The organism is Nannocystis sp. RBIL2 (genome assembly GCF_026626745.1).
Taxonomy (GTDB): Bacteria; Myxococcota_A; Polyangia; order Nannocystales; family Nannocystaceae; genus Nannocystis.
The window spans coordinates 1,019,885-1,041,416 of the sequence record NZ_JAPNJW010000002.1 but is presented as its reverse complement, the minus strand read 5'-3'; the positions used below and the strand labels follow the sequence as shown (position 1 = coordinate 1,041,416).

Annotated in this window: 15 protein-coding genes; 10 read left to right on the top strand and 5 right to left on the bottom strand. The window is 70.9% G+C overall.

The window, feature by feature from the left end; genetic code table 11:
• The first annotated feature begins 108 nt into the window (after positions 1-108).
• The 6 genes from OV090_RS29315 (at position 109) to OV090_RS29290 (ending at position 9,744) form a co-directional block, all read left to right on the top strand.
• Positions 109-1,029 (top strand): hypothetical protein, encoded by a 921-nt coding sequence (locus OV090_RS29315; RefSeq protein WP_267707932.1) that lies wholly within the window; start codon positions 109-111, stop codon positions 1,027-1,029.
• A 60-nt stretch (positions 1,030-1,089) separates the two neighbouring features.
• Positions 1,090-2,775: a hypothetical protein gene (locus OV090_RS29310; protein ID WP_267707931.1), complete on the top strand. Its 1,686-nt coding sequence runs from the start codon at positions 1,090-1,092 to the stop codon at positions 2,773-2,775.
• A 166-nt stretch (positions 2,776-2,941) separates the two neighbouring features.
• Positions 2,942-4,708, top strand: coding sequence for a right-handed parallel beta-helix repeat-containing protein (locus OV090_RS29305; RefSeq protein ID WP_267707930.1), 1,767 nt, complete (start codon positions 2,942-2,944; stop codon positions 4,706-4,708).
• 102 nt (positions 4,709-4,810) lie between these two features.
• On the top strand, positions 4,811-6,364 hold the full coding sequence (locus OV090_RS29300) for a hypothetical protein (RefSeq protein WP_267707929.1): 1,554 nt from the start codon (positions 4,811-4,813) through the stop codon (positions 6,362-6,364).
• Between the two features lie 171 nt (positions 6,365-6,535).
• Positions 6,536-8,098, top strand: a complete 1,563-nt coding sequence (locus OV090_RS29295) for a hypothetical protein (protein ID WP_267707928.1) — start codon at positions 6,536-6,538, stop codon at positions 8,096-8,098.
• A 143-nt stretch (positions 8,099-8,241) separates the two neighbouring features.
• Positions 8,242-9,744: a right-handed parallel beta-helix repeat-containing protein gene (locus OV090_RS29290; protein WP_267707927.1), complete on the top strand. Its 1,503-nt coding sequence runs from the start codon at positions 8,242-8,244 to the stop codon at positions 9,742-9,744.
• Positions 9,745-9,861: 117 nt separating this feature from the next.
• Here the strand turns inward: OV090_RS29290 and OV090_RS29285 are convergent, their stop codons facing one another.
• Positions 9,862-10,635 carry a hypothetical protein gene (locus OV090_RS29285; RefSeq protein ID WP_267707926.1) on the bottom strand — a complete coding sequence of 258 codons (774 nt, stop codon included), beginning with the start codon at positions 10,633-10,635 and terminating at the stop codon, positions 9,862-9,864.
• Positions 10,636-10,876: 241 nt separating this feature from the next.
• On the opposite strand from OV090_RS29285, the gene yacG reads away from it, so the two are divergent.
• Positions 10,877-11,059 carry a DNA gyrase inhibitor YacG gene (yacG, locus tag OV090_RS29280; RefSeq protein ID WP_267707925.1) on the top strand — a complete coding sequence of 61 codons (183 nt, stop codon included), beginning with the start codon at positions 10,877-10,879 and terminating at the stop codon, positions 11,057-11,059.
• Positions 11,060-11,414: 355 nt separating this feature from the next.
• Here yacG and OV090_RS51020 read toward each other — a convergent pair whose 3' ends face one another.
• The gene (locus tag OV090_RS51020; protein WP_267707924.1) at positions 11,415-13,208 is read right to left on the bottom strand and encodes a signal recognition particle protein; all 1,794 of its coding nucleotides are present in this window, start codon (positions 13,206-13,208) and stop codon (positions 11,415-11,417) included.
• Positions 13,209-13,352: 144 nt separating this feature from the next.
• Here OV090_RS51020 and OV090_RS29270 point away from each other — a divergent pair, with 144 nt between their 5' ends.
• Both OV090_RS29270 and OV090_RS29265 read left to right on the top strand, forming a co-directional pair.
• Positions 13,353-15,329: a vWA domain-containing protein gene (locus OV090_RS29270; RefSeq protein WP_267707923.1), complete on the top strand. Its 1,977-nt coding sequence runs from the start codon at positions 13,353-13,355 to the stop codon at positions 15,327-15,329.
• Positions 15,330-15,391: 62 nt separating this feature from the next.
• Positions 15,392-15,652 carry a hypothetical protein gene (locus OV090_RS29265; protein ID WP_096334066.1) on the top strand — a complete coding sequence of 87 codons (261 nt, stop codon included), beginning with the start codon at positions 15,392-15,394 and terminating at the stop codon, positions 15,650-15,652.
• A 133-nt stretch (positions 15,653-15,785) separates the two neighbouring features.
• Here OV090_RS29265 and OV090_RS29260 read toward each other — a convergent pair whose 3' ends face one another.
• Positions 15,786-16,112 carry a hypothetical protein gene (locus OV090_RS29260; protein ID WP_267707922.1) on the bottom strand — a complete coding sequence of 109 codons (327 nt, stop codon included), beginning with the start codon at positions 16,110-16,112 and terminating at the stop codon, positions 15,786-15,788.
• Positions 16,113-16,407: 295 nt separating this feature from the next.
• Between OV090_RS29260 and OV090_RS29255 the strand changes: the two genes are divergently transcribed.
• Positions 16,408-19,158, top strand: coding sequence for a serine/threonine protein kinase (locus OV090_RS29255; protein WP_267707921.1), 2,751 nt, complete (start codon positions 16,408-16,410; stop codon positions 19,156-19,158).
• A 701-nt stretch (positions 19,159-19,859) separates the two neighbouring features.
• Here OV090_RS29255 and OV090_RS29250 read toward each other — a convergent pair.
• Together OV090_RS29250 and OV090_RS29245 are read right to left on the bottom strand one after the other, a co-directional pair.
• Entirely contained in the window at positions 19,860-20,420 is a 561-nt protein-coding gene (locus OV090_RS29250) for a hypothetical protein (RefSeq protein WP_267707920.1), read from the bottom strand.
• Positions 20,421-20,705: 285 nt separating this feature from the next.
• Positions 20,706-21,401 carry a class I SAM-dependent methyltransferase gene (locus OV090_RS29245; RefSeq protein WP_267707919.1) on the bottom strand — a complete coding sequence of 232 codons (696 nt, stop codon included), beginning with the start codon at positions 21,399-21,401 and terminating at the stop codon, positions 20,706-20,708.
• Between the last annotated feature and the right edge of the window lie 131 nt (positions 21,402-21,532).

The following is a 21,532-nucleotide window of genomic DNA, read 5'->3' as shown; positions in this document are numbered from 1 at the left end:
GGACGCGCGGGGAGGTGTGGGGCCATAATTGGCGCCACCCTTGTCAGAGTGGGGCAGGTGGTGTCACCTTAGCCCGCCGCTCCTGGCCCTTTGGGTCCCCCCGCGCTCATGTACGCCTCGATCCTGGTCGCCCTCTCGCTCGTCCTCTCGCCTGCGCCTGGGGTCTGCCGTAGCGCGCCGTCGCAGCCGGCGCAAGCCGAACGCGTCCTGTTGCCGCCGGCCTCGCGTGGAATGCCCAAGCCGCCGCCGGCCAAGCGCGAACGGCTGGCCGCGTCGGCCTTGGTCGCCATCGACACCGCGGCCGCCGGCGAGGAAGGCCAGCTGATGACCCCGCGGATCCAGGCCCGGGTGGTCGACGCCATGAAGGCGTTCAACATCACCGAGGGCAAGGACGCCGGCCTGCCGAAGGTCGCCATCAAGGTCAGCGAGCTCGGAGGCGACGCGATCGGGTGGAGCTACACGATCGACGTGCGCCACGGCAGCGACCAGGCCATCTCGGGCGGCAGCTTGCGCGGCGAGTGTGTCGACTGCATCGAGAAGGAGCTGGTCGAGAAGGTCGGCACCGACGCTCGCCTCGCGTTGCAGCAGCTGCGCGTCTACATCGACGAGTACAACGCCAAGGTCGACGCCGACAACAAGCAGGCCGAGGCCGCCGCGACGCCGACGACCAGCGACACCGCCGCGACGCCGGGCGGTCCCGCGGCAGTCGGAGGTCCGGGCACCGACGCATCGCCGATGCACCCGCTGTGCAAGGCCGGCATCGGCCTCATGGCCGCCGGCGTGGTCGGCATCGGCGTGGGCGTCGGCCTCGCGGTGCTGCCCGATCGCCAGCTCGATCCGAACATCGGCTACGAGTTTCGCAGCACTACGCTTCCGGGTTACGTGACGCTCGGAATCGGCGGCGCGGCCGCGCTCGCCGGCGTGGCGTTGTTCGTCGTCGGCCACCGCAAGTCCCGGGCCTCGCAGACCGCGCTCGTACCCAGCTTCGGCGCGGGCGTGGTCGGGCTGCAGTGGTCCGGCCGCTTCTGATACCCTTCGGGGTCGAGGTTAGAGGTACTTATGTCGGAGCTTGGGTTGCGTGGACTCGGGGTGCGAACGCTGACGTTGCTGCTCGGAGGCGGCGCGCTGATCGGCTTCGCGGGCGGCTGCTTCATCACCAACACCGCCCACTGCGGCTACCATGAGAACGGGGCCGAAAACCCGTGTCCCGCGGGCTTCGTGTGCAACGTGTGCGTCGCCGAAAACAACGGCTGCGTGCCCGAGAGCGAGGCCGACTCGATCGACCCGCAGTGTCGCGAGAGCGGCGGCACCACGGAGCCGACCACCGAGCCCGGCACGGTCGGTCCGACCGGCGACCCCACCACGTTGCCGACGAGCACCGAGACGACCGAGACGATGACCGACGGCACGACGGTCGGCGTCACGACCATGGGGCCGACGTCGACGACCGAGACGACGACCGAGACGACGACCGACACCAGCACCACCGAGGTGCCGGAGACGACCATCCAGACGATGTGCGATCCGACGAACCTCAACGACCCGATGTGCGGCGAGCAGTACTGCGTCGCCGAAAATCAGTGCGGCTGGTGCACCTCGCTGCCGGAGGGCAAGACCTGCACCGACGTCGACCCCGCCACTCCGGCGTGCGACGAGGCCTCGGGCAAGTGCGTCGAGTGCACGCCGGACGAGGCGCAGCAGTGCAGCGGCGCCACGCCCGTGTGCGACGAGCAGAGCCACACCTGCGTCCCGTGCACCGAGCACGCGCAGTGCGGCACCGGGGCCTGCGACATCTTCGAGGGCAGCTGCTTCCCCGACACCGAGGGCACGGTGTTCTTCGTCCAGGGCAGCAAGACCGACTGCCAGGCCAAGACCGGCCTGACCGCCGACAGCCCGTTCTGCAAGCTGACCGACGTCCCGCTCGAGGGTGCGGCCAAGATCACCATCCGCCTGATGGCCAGCGGCACCGCGCCCGGCGGCCTGGCCGTGCCGCAGGACAAGGTGGTGGCGATCATCAAGCACACCGCGACCATGCCCGAGATCAACGGCCAGGACATCATCGGCACGCCGGTCTCGGTCAACGCCAACGCCAGGCTGTACCTGTCGGGGATCAAGCTGCGCTTCGGTCAGGGCTCGATCGTCAAGTGCGCCGGCGGTTCGCTGTGGGCCCACGACTCGTTCTGGGACGGCAACAGCATCAACGCGGCGCGGGCCATCGACGCCTCGGCCTGCAAGGTGTTCGTCCACCGCTCGCGGATCATCCGCTGCGGCGCGGCGATGCAGCTCGCCAACAGCGAGCTGCGGATCGAGAACAGCTTCATCGTCGACAGCGGCGCGCTCACGGCCCAGCACCCGGCGTTCAACTTCCTGACGAACGCCAAGGCCCACATCACGTACTCGACCATCGCCCGCAACCAGGTGGTCAACTCGGTGTCGACCTTCAACTGCGTGGGCAACGGTCAGGACATCGTGGTCCGCAACTCGGCGGTGGTGGGCGTCGCCAAGATCACCAACTGCAACGACATGGACCCGCGGCTCGCGTTCGAGAACGGGCGCATCGAAGAGGTCGGCGACACGGCCGCGGTCACCAGCGTGATGGGGCAGTGGTTCAACGCGCCGATCCAGGACGTCTACACGCCGAAGAACGGCATGGACGTGGACCCGCTCGAGGACATGGCGACCTGGGCCGAAGGCGATCCGCTGTCCGACTTCACCGGCGACGCGGCGATCCCCACCGACGAGCCCAGCTTCGCCGGAGCCAGGCAGCCGCTCTAGATGTGGGTGCGGCGGCGCGCAGGGTTTTCCGGCCAGAGCGGCGGCCGGAGCCCGCGTAGCCGCCTGATTGTTCGTTCAGGGGTGTGCCGTGGATACGTGGTTCGGTCGCCGCCCTTCGGGTCTCCGGTTGTCGGGCCCCGGATGGTGAGCGATAATCGAACTTGCCATGCGTTCACCCCGTGCCTGGTCTTATGTGACGTTCCTCGCCTCTACCGTCGTCCTCGGCGCCTGTCCGCCGACGCCGTCCGCCACTGGAACGGACACGGACTCCGACCCGACGACGGGCGCTCAGACTCAGACGATGGGCAGCACCGGCGACGAGTGCCCCATCGGTGACCTCGGGTGCGCGTGCACGCAGGGCGGCGCCTGCAACGATGGCCTCAGCTGCTCCCCCGAGCAGAAGTGCGTGCCCGCCGAGGACACCACGACCAGCCAGAGCGGCCCCGACGAGACCACGGAGAGCACCACGGCTGAGCCCGTCACGACGGACAGCGACGTCTCCACGACCGGGCCGGCGACCCCGTGCAACCCGACCGACGGCCAGCCGAACGTCGAGTGCATGGACATCGACGCCCAGCAGCCGTTCTGCTCCGACGCCGGGGTGTGCGGCGGCTGCACCGTGCTCCCGCCCGACGGCTGCTCGCTCGTCGATCCGGACAAGCCGATCTGCAACCCCGACGACGGCCAGTGCGTCGCCTGCACGCTCGACGACCCGTCGCTCTGCACGGGGGCGACGCCGGCGTGCAACCCCGCCAACAACACCTGCGAGGGCTGCTTCGAGCACAGCCACTGCCCCGACACCGCCTGCGACATCCTGAAGCGCGAGTGCTTCCCGACCGACAAGGTGCTCTACATCCGCCACGGCCTCGAGATCGACAAGAAGTGCACCAACAAGGTGGGCCAGGGCGGCTACGAAGATGCGCCGTACTGCAACGCCAACCTGGCGATCGACCACGCGCAGTCGGAGGGGCCGACCAGCGGCTGGACCTTCAAATTCCTCGAGACCGACGCCGCCACGTTCCACGGCGACATCCACATCCCGTCGGTCGACGTCCAGGAGCCGATCAGCTACGCGTTCGTCCACGTGGGCAGCTTCCCGCAGCAGGACCTGGGCCAGAAGCAGCACACGCGGCTGGAGTCGAACGGGCCGGTCATCACCGTCGGCGCCAACGTCGTCGCCTACGTCAACAACTTCAGCATCTACAGCATCAGCAACCAGGACGACAACGCCGTCGGCGTCGGCTGCTTGCAGAACTCGAGCGTGTTCCTCGACGACAGCTACATCCGCGACACCCGCGGCTCCGGCATCCGCTCGATCGGGTGCGACGTGTATCTGCGGCGGTCGAGCGTGTACAACAGCCGGACCGAGGGCGTGGAGCTCAACTGCGCCGAGCAGCACTGCGAGCTCCACATGATCAACAGCTACATCTCCGACAACCAGCACGTGCAGAGCGACGGCGGCGGCGGCATCTTCGCCGAGAACGCCACCCTCGACATCAACTTCAGCGGGATCCTCGGCAACAACGCCGAGATCGACCCGAACGACGTGTTAGCCCGCGGCGACTCGATCCACTGCGTCGGCGAGACCGTGGACGGCCAGATCCGCAACTCGGTCATCGGCCGCAAGCCGATGGGCAACGCGATGTCGATCAAGTGCTCCATGAAGCTGAGCATCCAGACCACGCTGCTCGACAGCGACGAGTTCAAGACCGGAAACAGCAAGAAGGCCGGTGAGGACGTTCTCGGGTACTTCCTGACCAACTCGTTGTCGGGTGCGCGCCCGATCAATCCGGAGCCGCCGGTCGGCCAGGCGAAGGATCTCGAGTTCGCGTCGTGGGAGAAGGGCGATCCGCAGGTCGACTTCGACGGCCAGGCGCGGAAGGCCAAGGACACGCAGCCCGACTACGTCGGCGCCGACGTCATGGGTCCGTGAACCCGCGTGCGCGGTCGCGCGCGGGTGCGCACGGGCTTGCGCGTGGGCGCGCGAACGGCTCGGATTGCGGCCCGTGAGACCCTTGGGGATACTGCCGGGACCATGCGTATCTCCTTGTCTTGTCGGGGCCTCTGGTTCGGCCTCGGCCTCGGCTTTCTCGCGGCGGCCTGTACGCCGGGCGGCCCGCAGACCGAAACGTCGTCCGAGAGCGACAGCGAAGGCTGTCAGCCCGGCTCGCTCAACTGCGTGTGCGAGGCCAACGGCTGCGACCCCGGGCTCGTGTGTGCGTCGGGTTACTGCGTCGAGGACAGCAACGTGACCTCCGAGGTCACGCTCACGACGGGCCCGACGACGCCGACCACGGCGAGCGAGACCGAGACCGGCACGACCGATCCCACGGGCGCCTCGATGACCACCGAGACCCCGCAGTGCGACGACGGCCCGGGCGTCTCGCAGCAGTGCCCCGAGACCGCGCCGTACTGCCTCGCCGAGGGCGTGTGCGCCGACTGTTCGGGCCTCACCAGCTGCGCCGACGTCGACGCCGCCAAGCCGGCGTGCGACGCCGCCTCGGGCCTGTGCGTCGAGTGTACCGAGGCCGACGCCTCCGTCTGCGGCGGCAACACGCCGGTGTGCGACCTCGATGCCAACGCCTGCTCCAGCTGCGTCGCCCACGAGCAGTGCCCCAGCGGCGCCTGCAACATCGCCACCGGCGCCTGCTTCGAGGACTCACTGTGGGTCGACCGCCAGGCGACCTGCGGCGGCGACGGCAGCGAAGAGAACCCGTTCTGCGAGATCCAGGACGCCATCGCCACCATCGGCACCGACACGCCGACGCTCGTGCGCGTGCGGCCGGGGCCGTCGGCGTACAAGACCAAGATCGACGTCGGCAGCAACCGCATCGTGGCGATCGTCGGCGAGGGCGGGGCGCCCGCGATCGACGTCGACGTCGACGCGCTGCTCGTCAACGACGACGCCCGCGTCTACCTCAAGGACCTGCGCTTCGTCGGCAGCTCGATGTCGGCCGGCAACGGCCTGGTGTGCCTCAACGCCGAGGTGTGGACCGACTCGGTCGAGTTCTCGTCGCGTGAGTCGGTGGCGATCGACGCGATCGGCTGCACCCTGCAGATCCGGCGCTCGCGCCTCTACGCGAACCCGGGCGGCGGGATCAAGGTCGAGAAGGGGACGACCCGGATCGAGAACACCTTCGTCACCTCGAACGGCGGCAACTTCTCGCAGTACGCCGGCGTCCACGTCGTCAGCGGCGAGCTCGACGTCGTCTACGCGACCATCATCGGCAACAACAGCGACGGGACCGCCGACTCGCTCCACTGCGACGACCCCGGGTCCGTCGCCCTGCGCAACGTCGTGCTGTTCGGCCAGTCGCAGGGGACCTCGGTCACCTGCGACGGCGCTACCGCCAGCGACAGCATCGTCGACAGCAACCTGCTCGCCGGTCGCAACGTGACGGTCGAGGTCTCGGCCCTGTCGGCGTGGTTCAAGGACGCCGCGAGCGGTGACTTCCACGTCAAGGCCGGAGCGCCGTTCGCGGATCGGGGGCTCTGGCGCACCGGCGATCCCGCGGTCGACTACGACGGCGACCCGCGGCCCGACGTCGACCTCGCGCCCGACTGGGCCGGCGCCGATCGCTTGCCGTGATCGACGTCGTCGACGTCGCGTGTGACGAGCGCGGCGCTCCTGCGCCGTCCTCGTCGCGCGTGACGGCTCGCGCTCGATCGCAGCGCGCGGGCGCGCGCCTGCGCGCGTTCATGAGATGTCTTCGGGGACAGGTTGCGACCGGGCCGGCGAACGGGAATACTCGAGCGAATGATGCGGCTCTCGCCAGCGCATTGGGCCTCGTGGCTCGGATTCGGCGTCTTCCTCGGCGTCGCATGCACGAACCCGACTTCGACGACCACGGAGGGCGCCGACACGACCACCGGGAACATGGACTGCTCGGTCGGCAGCGTCGGCTGTCAGTGCACCCCGGGCGGCACCTGCGACGGCAACCTCGTGTGCGCCTCGAAGATCTGCGTGCCCCTCGACGACACCAGCACCGGCGTCACCGAGACGAACACGGACACCGACCAACCCACCGCCGGGACCGACACTTCGGTCGGTGAGTGCGAGCCGGCGAACGGCCAGCCCAACGCGGCCTGCGGGCCCGAAGAGCCCTACTGCAGCACGCTGGGCGCCTGTGTGCCGTGCTCCGGGATCGCCAGCTGCGCGGCGATCGATCTGGCCACGCCGGCCTGCGACGAGACCAGCGGCCTGTGCGTCGCCTGCACCGAGAGCGACGCGTCCGGCTGCACCGGCGCGACCCCGGTGTGCGACCCCGAGACGCAGACCTGCCACGCGTGCACGCAGCACGACGAGTGCACGAGCGGCGCCTGCGACATCGCCACGGGCGCGTGCTTCCCGGCCGGCAGCGCGCTGTGGGTCGACGGCGCCGGCGACTGCGACGACGCCGGGAGCGGCAGCGAGGCCGAGCCGCTGTGCACGATCTCCGAGGCGCTGACGCGGATCGCGGTCGAGCCCCAGGCCGTCCTGGTGCGCCCCGCCGTCTACGACGAGCCGCTCGCGGTGCCGGCCATGAGCGTGGTCGCCATCGTCCGCGCGGGCGACGGCGCCGTCGAGATCACCGGCAGCGCCGACGCGACGCTCGGGCTCGGCAGCCAGGCCCGCGTCTACCTCGACGGCCTCGAGATCCGCGACAACGAGCTCGGCAGCGGCGTCGCCTGCGACGCGGGCGAGCTGTGGATCGATCGCTCGTGGATCCGCCAGCACCACGTCAGCGGCGTCTCGGCGGTCGACTGCGACGTCCGGGTGCGCGCGAGCGTGTTGTACAAGAACCTCGGCGAGGGCGTGTTCGCGTCGGGCGGCTCGGTGAAGCTCGAGAACAGCTTCATCACCGAGAACGGCGACAAGGCCAACGCCGACAACCCGCGCGGCGGCGTCGCGCTGGCCGGCGGCGCCGCGGCCACGCTGGTCTACGTCACGCTGGTCGGCAACAACGCGTACACCGGCGGCGGGCTGTCGGTGGAGTGCGAGCCCGACGCGGGCGTCGAGGCGGTCAGCCTGCGCAACTCGATCGCCTTCAACGCCGTCGGCTACAGCACCTTCAACTGCGAGGGCGTCGAGGTCGTGTCGCACTCGGCGTACTCGGCTGCGACCGACGAGCCCAACGACGACAACCTCGGGGTGGCGACGGCCGAGGTGCCGATGCTCGTGACCGCCGACATGGCGATCCCGGGTGTCTACCGGCCGACGCCGGGCAGCAAGCTCGACGGCGTGGCGATGTTCGAAGGGGGAGACCCTGACGTCGACTTCGAGGGCGACCCGCGGCCGACCGACGCACCCAGCTTCCCCGGGGCGGATCAGCCCCCGCCGTGAGCGTGAATTGTGCCACCGCGGCCGAAATCGCCGCGGTCGCCGGGCCGGTGGCGAGTTTTCCGGTCCGGGGGATGGCTTTGTGGACAACTCGCGTGGCCCGGTGCATCCTGGCCGCGATCCCCTTTGTGCACTAGGAGTTACCGATGACCCGACAGTACTGGACCGTCGCAATCTTGGCCTGCGCGCCGCTGGTCGCCGGCTGTCCGCCGACCTACACCCCCGGGGAGACCGAGAGCGGGACCGAGACCGACAGCGAGACGAGCGAAACGTCGAACACGACCACCCCGGACGTGACGACGACGTCGACGACCACGGTCACGCCGACGACGGACACCGACACGTCGACGACCACCACGAGCACGTCGACCACCGGGCCGACCACCGGCAACATGGGCTGCGCCGGCGACGGCGACTGCTCCGACCCCGCGAAGCCGTTCTGCGTCGACCAGGCCTGCGTCGGCTGCGGCGGCACGCCGGACCCGGACGCGACCTGCGCCGAGGTCGACGCCGACACGCCGGTGTGCAACCCGGACTCGGGCGCCTGCGTGGTGTGCACGCCGGAGAACAAGGGCCTCTGCGCCGACGCGACGCCGGTGTGCGACGCGGCCACCAACGAGTGCGTCGGCTGCGTCGAGCACGACGACTGCCCGGACAGCGCGTGCAACGGCGAGACGGGGGCCTGCTTCGCGCTCGAGTACGTGGTCTACGTCGACGGGGTCGCCCAGTGCGACATCGGCGACGGCACCATGGCCGCGCCGTTCTGCCAGATCACCCACGCGCTCGACCACGTGGCGATGAACGACCCGTCGCTCGGCTGGACCATCAAGGTCAAGACCGGCAACTACATCCAGCCGTCGCTGGTCGTGCCCGAGGCGAGCAACCTGGCGATCGTCGGCGACGGCGGCATCGCCAAGATCCGCTCGAACGCCGGGCCGACGCTGCAGATCAACCCGTCGTCGAAGGTCCTGCTCGGCAAGCTCAACCTCGCCAGCAACGCCGACGACACCGGCCTGACCTGCACGGGCTCGCAGCTCCAGGGCACCGACCTGACCTTCAGCCTCAACCGCCAGGGCTACGTCGGCACCGACTGCACCGCGCACTTCAACCGCAGCGTGTTCTACAAGAACACCTCGGGCGGCCTGTCGGCGTTCGGCGCCGGCGCGACGGCGATCGTCAACAGCTACATCTCGAACAACGGCTCGAACGCCGAGTCGAACTACGGCGGCCTGCTCACCGGCCAGGGCCACGAGCTCAGCCTGGTCTACTCGACGGTCGTCAACAACCTGTCCGAGGTCGGCGCCCGCTCGCTGCTGTGCATGCCCGACGCCGGCACGACCACAGTCCGCAACTCGGTGATCATCGCGTTCGTCGCGCCGTCGATCGACTGCGCCACCGCGACGTTCGAGAACTCCGCGATCGACGAGGGCAAGACCGACGGTGACACCAACCTCGCCGCCACCATGGCCGACGCGATGACGTGGTTCGAGGGACAGGTCGGCGGCGTGTACAAGGCCAAGCTCGACACGCCGATCGCGACCCTCGCCGTGTGGAAGGACGGCGACCCCGCGACCGACTTCAACGGCGACCCGCGCCCGGCCACCGACGGCGAAACCGACTACGCCGGCGCCGACCGCCCGGCTCGCTGAGCTGTCCGTGAGAGCAGGTCCTTCGGGACCTGTCCGAAGTGCAAGAGGAGGCTCCGGCCTCCTCTCGTATTTGGGTCGATCGACGAGCGCGTCGAGTCGCCCGACGCTGTCATGCCTTCAGAAGCGGCCGACCACGCCGAGGCCGAGCGGGATCAACGTCGGCCTCCAGGCCGAGCGCCGCGCCGCACGCGACGGCGGCAGCAGGCCCACGCCGGCGCCGAGCGTCAGGCCGAGCCCGGCTCCGAGCAGCGAGGCCGCGACGGCGCGTCGATCGAACCACGGCCCGACGCGGGCCACGTAGTCGTCGCCGAGGCCGCGCGGGTAGGCGGCGCTCTCGGCGGCCAACCACACTGCGCCGAGCGTGAGCGTGGCTCCGCCGACGATCGCCTCCGCGAGCCACACCCGGCGCGTCACCGGCACGGCCGCGGTGACGCCGGCGGTGACCAGGCCCAGGCCGGCGCCGACGAGCCCCGCGCCCGCGGCCGCGTAATGAGCGTGCGCGACGATCGCGGGCTCGCTGCACAGCGGCTGTGCCGGCCCGATCGCGCAGCTGCCGACCTGGCGATCGAAGCTGCGCGTGCGCAGCACCACCAGCGCCGTACCGGTGGCGAGGAGCGGCAGAGACAGCGCCAGGAGTGCGGCGCTGCGGCGGACACGGGCGCGGGGAGGCAGCGGCGCGGCGGAGAGATTCTCGAGCGACTTCCTCGCGGACGTGGGGTCCGCAGGCGGTCGTGCCGTCCGCGTGCGGTCGCTCGCGCGTGGCGTCGACTTCGTCGAGGACACCGCCGGCGGTGGCGTGCACGAGGCCAGCGCGACGCGTTCGACTGGCCGCGACGACATCATGGGCGAGCCGACGAACGACAGGCCGAGCAAGACCGATCCCAGGGTCATGCCCGCGGCAGTATGGGCGACGGTGCGGGTGATGGCCGCCTCGCCCGCGAGGTCCTGGCCGTTGCAGTACGGCTGGCCTCGCGGGCGACGAAGCGGGCAGGGCGGTGCGGCCGCCCTGTGCCGAGAGCGATGCGGCTTCGCGGTCGACGCCGAGGAGGGGCGAGGCGCGCGCGGGCCGGCTCGCGTGCGCGAGGTCCGGCGCTGGTGGCGTCGGCTTGCGAGCGTGCTAGCGTCGGCAGAGATGAAGATCCTCTGCCCGATCTGTCATAAAGAGCAGGAGGTACCCGACGACTTCGCGTACCGGCCGTTCTGCTCGCAGCGCTGCAAGACGATCGACCTCGGCAACTGGCTCGGCGAGGCGTACCGGATCTCCCGGCCGATCTCCGCCGACGACGAGGAGCCGGGCGTCCGCGGCGAGAACTGAGCTGCCGCCGGCGGTGTCCGCCGAGCGGTCGGTGGTTCGACTTGGAGCCCGACGAGGCGCCACGGCTGACGACGAGAGGGCGCGGCGCGAACTGAGCGGCCGGGGCGTACCCACCGAGCGGCCGAGGATCCAGTTTCGACCCGGCGAGGCGCCACGGCCGATCTGTGTCGACGACGAGGAGCGCGGCGCGAACTGAGCGGCCAGCGCCGTCGTGCTTGCCGAGCCGTCGAGCGTCAGCCTCGACTCGGCGAGCTCGCCTGGCTGGTACTGGACCGGAGCGACATGTCACTCCGGACATGAACATGGCGCCATGTCCCTGGCGCCATGTCCGAAACGAGCTGCCCGTTCGGGCAGCTCACTTCTTGTCGCGGTTCTTGCGGCGGGCCAGCTTCTCGGCGCGGCGCTTGTCGGCGAGGTTCTTGTAATCGACCTTCGACGGCGAGCGCGCGGCCGGGCTGCCGCCGCCGCTCTGCTGCGGCCCGCCGAGGCCGGGGAAGCCGCCCATGCCGGGGAAGCCGCCCATGCCGGGCAGGCCGCCCATGCCGGGCAGGCCGCCGCCGCCGCCGCCCATGCTGTTCATCAGCGAGCCGAGCGCGTTGGGGTCGGACAGCATCTTCCGCATCGCGTTCATCTGCTTGAGCATCTTCATGCCCGGGACCTTGTCCATCATGCCCTGCGGCTTGGCGGGCATGCCGGGGATCATGCCGCCGAACATGTCGCCGAGCATGCCGAACATGCCGCGCATGGTCATGAAGCGGCTGACGAGGCCGCGGACGTCGTCCTCGGTGCGGCCGGAGCCGCGAGCCACGCGGGTGACGCGGGCGGCGACGAAGTCCTCGGGGCGCAGGTCGTTGGGGTCCTTCTCCTTGGCGCCCTTGTGGATCGACCGCTTCTGCCGCCGGCTGCCGCGGCCGCTGTTGCCCTCGTCGTCGAGGAACACCTCGGGGTTCTTCCGCTCCTCCTTGGTCATCGAGCGGATCATCGCCTCGACGCGCACGAGCTCCTTGTCGTCGGCGGCCTTCTCGAGCGCCTCGGGCGGGATGTTGGCCCCGAACATCTGCCCGAGCGGCATCTTCTCGAGGATGTCCTTCATGCTGCCCATCGACTGGATCGTCTTGATCTGGCTGAGGAAGTCATCCATCGTGAAGGATCCCGAGAGCATCTTCTCGGCGTCCTTCATCGCCTGCTCCTCGTCGACGACCTCGGTGAAGTCGTTCATCAGGCCGACGATGTCGCCCATGCCGAGGATCCGGCTGGCGAGGCCCTCGGGGCGGAACTCGTCGAGCTTGTCGAGCGACTCGCCGATGCCGAGGAACTTGATCGGCTTGCCGGTGACCGCCTTGACCGACAGGGCCGCGCCGCCGCGGGCGTCGCCGTCGAGCTTGGTGAGGATCACGCCGGTGACCTCGAGCCGCTCGTCGAAGGTCTTGGCGGTGGTGACCGCGTCCTGGCCGATCATCGCGTCGATGACCAGGAAGATGTTGGCCGGCTGGACCCGCGACTTGATGTCGTCGAGCTCCTTCATCAGCGGCTCGTCGATCGTCAGGCGGCCCGCGGTGTCGTAGATGACGAAGTCGAGGCCCTCGGCCGCCGCGTGGTCGGTGGCGTCGGCGCAGATGTCGACCGGGTTGGCGCCGTCGATCGAGAACACCGGCACGCCGATCTTCTGCCCGAGCACCTTGAGCTGGTGGACAGCCGCGGGCCGGTAGACGTCGGCCGCGACCATCATGACCTTGTAGCCGGCCTTCTGCAGCTTGCGCGCGAGCTTGCCGGCGGTCGTGGTCTTACCCGAGCCCTGCAGGCCGACCATCATGATGCCGGTGCAGCCCTTGCGCGCCCGGTTCAGCGAGGTGTCGACGGGGCCCATCAGGGCGATGAGCTCGTCGTGGCAGATCTTGACGAAGTGGTCCTCCGGCTTGACCCGCATCGTCTCGCCCTGTTTCTTGGCCACCAGGGTGACCTTCTCGCCGAGCGCCTTCTCTTTGACCGACTGCAGGAAGCGCTTGACGACGTTGAACTCGACGTCGGCCTCCAAGAGGCTCAGGCGGACGTCCTTGAGCGCCGCCGCCACGACGTCGTCCGTCAGCTCGCCCTTGCCGGTCAGGCGCTCCCGTGCCGCGCGAAAACCCTTCGAGATCGTCTCAAACACAGTCCGCGCTTTCTACCACGGCCCCCCCCGGTGCGCCGACCCGCGCGCACGCGCGGGTCAGCTCACAAGCCCGGACCGGCCCCGACGCCCGTCCCCGGCCCGGCGCTGGTGAATCTCGCGCCGGAAGGCTACGTTTCGGGGGCCATGCCGAAGGCCAGCGCCGCGCCCGGGGAGCCCTGTGGTTGGGGGATCCGCCTCTTCTTCCAGGGACGTACGGTGGCCCAGATCGCGGCCGACGACGCGGACCCCGTCGCCCTGGGCGAGCGCAAGGACTGCGATCTCGTGCTCCCCGGGGTCGGCGAGCACGCGCTGCTGACCGACGGCGCGACCCTCGTCGTCCCCGCCGGCCTCGTCGGCGAAGTCCACGTCGGTGAGCGCACGCAGCCCGCGGAGGGCAGGGTGACCCTGTCGCCGGGCGACCGGGCGTCCCTTCGCGTCGTGGCCCACCCGGACATCACCCTCGAGGTCCAGCGGGTCACGCGCGAGCACCTGCCGTGGTCGGCCCGCTTTCACGCCCGCGACCTGGCCCGGCAGCTCGTCACCGGCGCGGCCCTGGTCGCCATGGTGGCGCTGCTGTGGCGGATCGAGAAGGTCGAGAACGTGCTCAAGCTGCGCGGCGAGCCCACGGCCGAGGACGATTCACCGCTGATGCGGGTGATCTACGCGCCCACGGCCGAGCCCATCGAGGTCATCCGGGCCCGCGAGCTGTACGCCGCGCACCTGCCGCCACCGCCACCGCCGCCGGCTCCGGCCCCCGTCGAGCCCGGCCTGGACCTGGCGACCTCCGGCCCGATGGCGATCCCGCTGGCGCAGGGGGGCATGCTCGCGGCGGAGCCGGTCACGCCGGACCTCGCCGAGGAGGCGCCGGTCGAGGCGCCGCGGCCGGGCAAGAAGTCGCGCCGTAGCAAGCGCAGGCCGGACGCCTTCGACGGGGCCGAGTTGGAGATGGTCGCCGTGCTGAGCCACGAGACCAGCGTCCTCAGCGCCTTGGTGGCAGAGGACGACAGCGCCTACGGCGGCCTGCTCGGGCTGCGCGGCGAGGGCGGCGGAGGCTTCGGCGAGGGGGTGGCTGTCGGCATCGGCGAGGTCCACGGGGTCGCGGGCGGTGTCGTCGACGTGATCGAAGGCGGCGTCGAGGGCGGAGTGCCCGGCGGGGTGGTCGGCGTCGAAGGCGGGGTGGTCGGCGGCGTCGAAGGCGGGGTGGTCAACGGGGTGGCCGGCGGCGTGGTGCTCCACGGCAGCATGCCCGAAGCGCCAGGTCCCGAAGGACATGTCCCTCCGAACATGCCCCCGAGAGAAGTTTTGACAGTCGGCCCGAACTCGCACGCGTCCGGCGGGGCGACCGCGACCCGGGGCGAGCGCGACGGTCTGGCGGCCGCGGTGGCCCAGGCCTCGTGCGCCGACCCGGCGGTCGTGCGCAAGCAGCAGATCGACGTGGTGTTCGCGGTCGATGTCTCGACGACGATGAACTTCATGCTCGGCAAGATCGGCCGCGAGATCGCCGCGGTCGACGCGACCGTGCGGGCCCACAACCTCGACGCCCGCTACGGCCTGGTCGTGTTCGTCGACGACGTGATGGTCACGAACGGCGGCCAGGCGTTCGCCGACCTGGCCGCGCTGCAGCAGGAGCTGGCGAAGTGGCAGCAGTTCACCGCCGGCAACCGCGAGATCGTGGCGGGCGAGGCCAACCTCGACTGGCCGGAGAACACGCTCGACGCGCTGCACGCGGCCGCGACCCAGTTCGCCTGGCGCGACCGCGCGACCACGCTGCGCGCGGTGGTCCACGCCACCGACGACGACTTCGGCGAGGCGCCCGCGATGCAGAGCGGCCAGCGTGTGCAGCACGGCTACCGCGACACCGTGGCGGCTCTGCGCGCGGCCGAGGTGCGGGTGTTCAGCTTCGCGGCCAAGGTGGGCGGGCAGTGCGAGTGCCTCGACGTCCGCGCCGGGCTGTTCGCGCCGTACCGCGGGCAACAGGCGATCCCGGCGGCGACCGGCGGGGCGGTGTTCGACATCGACGAGGTCGCGTCGGGCGCGCTGGGCTTCGGCGCCGCGGTGTCGGGCGCGCTGCAATCGGCGGTCTGCACGCACTATCCGCTGGCGCCGTTCCCCGCCAAGTAGCCCGCTCCTGGCGTCGCCGGGGTCTTCTCAAGCGCCGGCGTCCGGGGCTAAGGTGACGGCCGGTGGCGGGCGACGTGCAAAAGCAGCTCGGCGAGCTCGAGCAGCTGGCGAGCAACCTCGGGGTGCGGGTCTGTTACGAGGCGATGACCGGCCTGTCGCAGGGCAGCGGCGGCCTGTGCAAGGTCCGCGGCGAGTGGCGGGTCATCATGGACAAGCGGCTCAAGCCGGCCGAGCGCCTCGAGGTGCTCGCCAACTCGCTGAAGGGCTTCGACACCGAGGCCCACTTCGTGTCACCGCAGGTCCGCGCGCTGCTCGAGCCGTGAGCGGGGCTCGCGGTAGCGACGAATGTGTCCTCGGGGACAGGTCGACGCGAGGCCTGTCCCGAAGGACACGTTCGTAAAACCACCGGCGCGCACGCGGACGCTCGCAGAGGCGGCAAAACCCCTGTGGCGGGCACTAAATGGGCGCCAAGAGATCGGCCAGCGCCGGGTCGTCGGCGAGCAGCGCCGAGACCTCACGTTCCACTGCGGACCACACCTCCGGGGAGATGCGGGCCGGGCGCTGGGCCGCGACGGTCGCCGCGACGAGTCGCTCCGCCGCGACCGCCGGGTCGATGGTGCCGGCGGCGACGGCCGCCGCGAGCGCCTCGCCAGGCGACACGCCCGTCGCCGACGCGGTCGCCGCGACAGCCTCCGCTTCGGCCGCGGCCGGGCTGACGGACTGCGGGCCTTCGGCGCGGGCGATGCCCGCGACCGTCGTGGGGTCGTCGGCGATGGGCCGCATCGGTGTCACCCGCGAAAGTAACAGGTCCGGCGTGCACTGTCAGGGGCGCGCGGCTCACCTTCGCCCGGCGAGGACGGCGCGCGACCTGCGAGTCGCCCGTGAGGTGGCGAGGGCTCGCCGCGGCGAGCCCTCGCGCTGCGCCCCGGAGGTGGCTCTCCAGCGCTGGCCCGGACCGCCACGTTTGCCGCCGCCAAGGCGCGCGGGGGGCCGCCCGTGGCGGCCGATTGACTTTCGCTCGCGCCCGGGGTCACATGGCGGGGCCCTGCTTCCTCGCGTGCACGGGCCGGAGTTCGCGTTGAATCAGATCACCCAATTTGGCCCCTACAAGCTGATGGAGCGCATCAGCGTGGGCGGCATGGCGGAGGTGTACAAGGCCGTCGAGCAGGGCGTCGAGGGCTTCGAGCGGATCGTCGCCGTGAAGCGGATCCTGCCGCACATCGCCGAGGATGACGAATTCATCACGATGTTCAAGGACGAGGCCAAGATCGCCGGCCAGCTCCAGCACGGGAACATCGCGCAGATCTACAACCTCGGCCAGCAGGGCGACAGCTTCTACATCGCGCTCGAGTACGTCGCCGGCAAGGACCTCCGCAACATCTTCACGCGCTGCCAGCAGCAGGGCAAGCCGATGCCGCTCGCGCAGGCCTGCTTCGTGGTGATGAAAATCTGCGAGGGCCTCGACTACGCCCACAACAAGCGCGACAAGCACGGCCGGCACCTCAACATCGTCCACCGCGACGTGAGCCCGCCGAACATCCTCGTGTCGTACGAGGGCGAGGTGAAGCTCATCGACTTCGGCGTGGCCAAGGCGGCCGGCCGGGTCTCGCGCACGCAGGCCGGCATCCTCAAGGGCAAGTTCGGCTACATGTCCCCGGAGCAGGTCCGCGGCATGCCGCTCGACCGCCGCAGCGACGTGTTCTCGCTCGGCGTGGTGCTCCACGAGGTGCTGGTCGGCAACCGCCTGTTCCAGGGCGAGACCGACTTCGCCACCCTCGAGATGGTGCGCACCGTCGACGTCCCGTCGCCGAGCTCGAAGAACCCGGAGATCCCGAAGGACCTCGAGAACATCATCATGAAGGCGCTCTCGGGCGAGCCCGAGACCCGCTATCAGACGGCCATGGAGCTCCACGACGACCTCCAGGCCTTCATGTTCGCGCACGGCATGTTCTACAGCCGCAAGGACCTTGCGACGTGGATGCGCAAGCAGTACGCGCGAGAGATCGAGCTCGAGAAGGGCTCCGGCAAGGCCCCGCCGGCGCCCGGGCAGCGGCCCGCGCCGCCCGGAGCCGCGCCGCGCAAGGCCCCGCCGCCGCGCCCCCCGGGCAACAAGACGGTGCCGCCGCAGGCCGCCGCGAGGCCGGCCCCGATCCCGACGTCCGCGGGCCGCTCCGCCGCCCCGCCGCGCGCGGAGTCCAGAGAGAGCGACGCGCTGCAGCCGAGCGAGGACCAACTGGCCGCCGCGCGCAAGCGGTCGAAGACGATGTTGATGTCGCCGTCGAGCCGGCCGTCGACGCTCAAGCCCGGCACGCCGGCGACCGGCAGCGTGCCGACGTTGCCCCCGGGGATGGGCGGCCCGAAGGATCCGCTCAAGTCGACGATCGTGCCCGGCGGGGCCCCGCCGCAGCCCGCGAAGGCCGGCGCCGCCCAGGCGCGCGCGGCCGCAGCGGCGCCCGCGGCCGTCAAAGCTCCGCCCGCGCCGGCCTCCGACCTCGACTGGGACGACGACGAGCTCGAGACCAAGTTGTTCGACGACCCGGTCGGGGCGCCGAAGGTGAAGCGGCCGGAGGGCGAGGGGCCCATGCGGCCCGAGCCCCCGCCGCAGGCCGGCCAGATCGAGTCCGACGCCGACGAGGGCTCGCCGACGGTCCAGATCCCGCCCAGCGCCGCGGCCGTGATCCTGGCCGCCTCGGTGGCCCAGGGGCCGTCGCAAGCGATGCCGGCGCCGCCTCCGGGCGCGACGCTCAGCCCGACGGCCTCGTCGAGCATGGCCCGCGCGCCGGCGCCGATGGCACCGTCGGTCACCGGCCCGCGTCCGGTTGCGCAGGCGCAGACCCACGCGGTCACGGCCGAGGTCGAGGTCGAGGACACCGAGACCGGCAAGCGTCCCCCGCCGATCGCCCTCTACGCGGCGGCCGGCGTCGGCGCGCTGCTGCTGCTCGTGGTCGTCGTCATGTTCGTCTCCGGCGGCGACCCGGCCACCACGCCGGCGCCCACCGATCCGGTCGCGGCCGCCGACACCGCCGCGCCGCCGCAGCCGACGGCGACGGTTGGCACGATCCAGCTCGACGTGAAGCCGGCCGACGCCCGCGTCACCGTCAACGGCGTCGAGTACCCGGGCAACACGCCGCGCCTGATCTCCAACCTCGGCCCTGGCACGCACAAGCTGGTGGTCGCGCAGGACGCGGGCTTCTTGCCGTTCGAGCAGGATGTCCCGATCTCGGCCGGCCAGCAGCTCACCTTGCCGGTCAAGCTGCAGGTCCGCGACGTCACCCTGACGATCAACACCAAGCCGCCGGAGGCGACGGTCAAGCTGCTCGAGACCGGCGCGGCGCCGCTGCCGGTCGGCAAGGGCGGCGAGAGCTTCAAGCTGTCGCGCAAGCCCGGCGCGTCCTACAAGGTCCTGGTCGAGGCGCCGGGGTTCGATCCGAGCGAGGTGCCGCTGAGCTTCAGCGGCGAGGCGTCGGACAGCTCCGAGGTCGTCCTGGTCAAGGCCAAGGGCCCGACGCCGCCGCCCGACAACGGCACGGTCACGCCGCCGCCGAACAACAACACTGCGACGCCGAAGCCGCCGGTCGACAAGCCGAAGCCGCCGGCCGACAAGCCGAAGCAGAAGGCCAAGACCGCCGAGCTCAAGATCGGCAGCGCGCCCGGCCGCCCGCCGGCCACCGTGTGGGTCGACAACCAGAAGCAGGCCAAGCCGACGCCGGTCGTCGTCATGGTCGCCCCCGGGTCGCACACCATCAAGTGGAAGTACCCCGACGGCAAGACCGAGACCCGCAAGATCACCGCCACCGACGGCGCGCAGGTCATCAAGGGCACACCCTGAGCGGCGAGCCTGCCCGAACGGGCAGGTCCTCGCGGACATGCTGCAACGGACAGGACCCGAAGGCCATGGCCTTCGGGTCCTGTGCTTTCGGGAGCGCAGCTCAGCCATCGCTGCCACGCCTTCGAGGTGCGCGAGACGCTGTCGCTCGTCGGTTCGTCGCTCACTTCGGCCGCGAGCGAGTCCCGGGCGCTCGCGAGCGAGGCGGCGAAGCGGCGAGGGCAGCCGAGGTCAGGCAGAAGCACGGTTTGGCCGTCGTGCTGCGGGCCGTATCGACAGGGGGGCGCGGGTCGGCGCCGGTGCGGGCGATCAACCGTCTTTCGGGGCGGCAGTCGAACTTCGCCGTGGGGACGAACTTCATCGCGTAGCGATGCCGCGAGGGTACGCGCATTGTCGTGTCGCGCAGCCGGGCAAGTAGAGGCGCGCCTCGATCTCGGGGTGCGGCGGAGCCTTGGTCGAGGGCGGTCGCGGTCGAAGCGAGCACCTGGGGGCGCGCTCAATCCGGGTGTCGCCGCCGGCGGCGGGGCGAGGACGCGCGAGACCTGGCGCTTCGGACAGGTCGCGGCTCGGCCCGTCGCGGACGAGCGTCCGCGCTTCGCAGTCCGCGGCAGACCTCTGGGGGTGGGCCTGAAGGACTCTGGTCTATCGGACATGGCCTGGGGGCCAGTGCCTTCGGGGCATGTCCCCGGGGGCATGCGCAGACGTCAGCGGGACAGCGCCTCGGGGCAGGCCTGGAGCGGGCCTGCGATCACGCCCTCGGCGGTGGCGACGCCGTCGCGGCGGAACTCGTTGCAGGGGTCGTCGTCGTCGTCGCCGCGGACGACCACTGTGAAGCGGCACACGCCGTGGTCGTCCGGGTTGTTGTTGTGCGTGATCAGGTTGTAATGGTGCGCGTGCGGCGTGGTCTGCACGAACCCGAGGGCGATCCACATCGGGTGTGCGGTCCATGCCGTCAGCGGGTAGGCGCCAGGGATGTCCGTCGCGCCAGGTGTGCAGGCGCCGCCGGCGGCGTCGCTGCAGACGATGTCGAGGTTCGGAGTGAAACCTGTTTCACCGCCCCCGGGTGCGCCCGGCGGGTGCGGGCAGCGGTGCGGGGCCTCGGCGCCGTCGTCGGTGAAGCTCGGCCGGCGCTCGTGGTAGTAGGCCGCGGTCGCGTTGAACAGCTCGCCCATGACCGTCACGGCCTCCGTGTGACGCTCGTGTCGCTTGATCGCCGCATGCTCGCGCACCGCCAGGGTCGCGAGGATCGCCGCGATCGCGACCACGAGCAGCGAGTCGAGAGACGACAGACCCCGGCGCGCGCGACCGGAGCGTGGTGGGGGAGGCGGGCGATGGGCGTGGGGGGACATGTTCACGTCGAGGGGTCGGCCGAAGGCCAGCCGGAGGGGGAGGGCTGCTGGGTCTGTCGGCGTGACACGCGGCTCACCTGGGCTGGCCGCTGCACTTCCTAGGTAAACTCTATTCAAAATTCGATCACACTCGGCTCCGATGCAAGGATCCAGATTCGCACAGATATATTGGGGTATCTCGCGCGCTCCTGTCCGGTAACCTCAAGGATGCGCGATCCGGCCCGCGTTTGGGTCGGGCTTGCGCAGGACGGCGAGCAAGTGCGCGCCGAACTGGCGCAGAAAACTGTCGCGGGCCCACCACTCACCGGCCGCCAGGACTCTGCCGAGCAGCGGCAACGAGAGGATCCGGGAGATCGGCACGAGCACCCGGATGCCGTACACGCGCACGAGCTCCAGTTCGCGGGGGGCGAGCTTGAGCAGGCGGCCGAGCGAGTCGTAGCGGGTGACGTGGTGGTCGCCCTCGACGAGCACGCCGCCGGCGGCGACGATCGTGATGGGGTGGCGGATCCCGTGGGCCAGGCCGCGGAGGCTGCGAGGGTTGTTGATCTCGAGCAACAGGAGGCCGCCCGGCGCGGTCACGCGGACGGCCTCTTGCAGCAGGGAGCGCACCAGCGCCAGCGAGCTCTCCTCGTCGCGGCCGAGGTGCGGCAGCGTCCGCAGGCAATACACGGCGTCGTAGGTCGCGTCGGCGGCCGGAATCTGCAGCGTGTCACCGTGTTGGTCGAGCTCGGCGAGCGGCGCGACCGAGACGGTGCTGGCGGCGCGGCGGACCCATTGGGTGATCTCCGGCGCCCCGTGACCGAGATCGAGGACGCGGCGGCCGGCCACGTGGCGGAGCACGGCCTCGCCCGCGAGGGCCTGGGCGAGCTCACTGGCCCCGGAGACCGGCTCCGTCATCGCTGGCACGGGAGCGCCCCACCAGGTCTGTTCGCTGGACAGCGGAGGCGGTGCGGCCGCGCCCTGGCGGCCCTTTGCGCCCGACGACCGTGGATTCGTTGACCCGCTCACAGGCTCCATGGTACCCCTTG

Bases quoted from the DNA above. Each gene is read 5' to 3' on its own strand.
- OV090_RS29315 (WP_267707932.1), top strand. From the start codon at position 109: ATGTACGCCTCGATCCTGGTCGCCCTCTCGCTCGTCCTCTCGCCTGCG.
- OV090_RS29305 (WP_267707930.1), top strand. From the start codon at position 2,942: ATGCGTTCACCCCGTGCCTGGTCTTATGTGACGTTCCTCGCCTCTACC.
- OV090_RS29300 (WP_267707929.1), top strand. From the start codon at position 4,811: ATGCGTATCTCCTTGTCTTGTCGGGGCCTCTGGTTCGGCCTCGGCCTC.
- OV090_RS29295 (WP_267707928.1), top strand. From the start codon at position 6,536: ATGCGGCTCTCGCCAGCGCATTGGGCCTCGTGGCTCGGATTCGGCGTC.
- OV090_RS29290 (WP_267707927.1), top strand. From the start codon at position 8,242: ATGACCCGACAGTACTGGACCGTCGCAATCTTGGCCTGCGCGCCGCTG.
- OV090_RS29285 (WP_267707926.1), bottom strand. From the start codon at position 10,635: ATGACCCTGGGATCGGTCTTGCTCGGCCTGTCGTTCGTCGGCTCGCCC.
- yacG (WP_267707925.1), top strand. From the start codon at position 10,877: ATGAAGATCCTCTGCCCGATCTGTCATAAAGAGCAGGAGGTACCCGAC.
- OV090_RS29270 (WP_267707923.1), top strand. From the start codon at position 13,353: ATGCCGAAGGCCAGCGCCGCGCCCGGGGAGCCCTGTGGTTGGGGGATC.
- OV090_RS29260 (WP_267707922.1), bottom strand. From the start codon at position 16,112: ATGCGGCCCATCGCCGACGACCCCACGACGGTCGCGGGCATCGCCCGC.
- OV090_RS29245 (WP_267707919.1), bottom strand. From the start codon at position 21,401: ATGACGGAGCCGGTCTCCGGGGCCAGTGAGCTCGCCCAGGCCCTCGCG.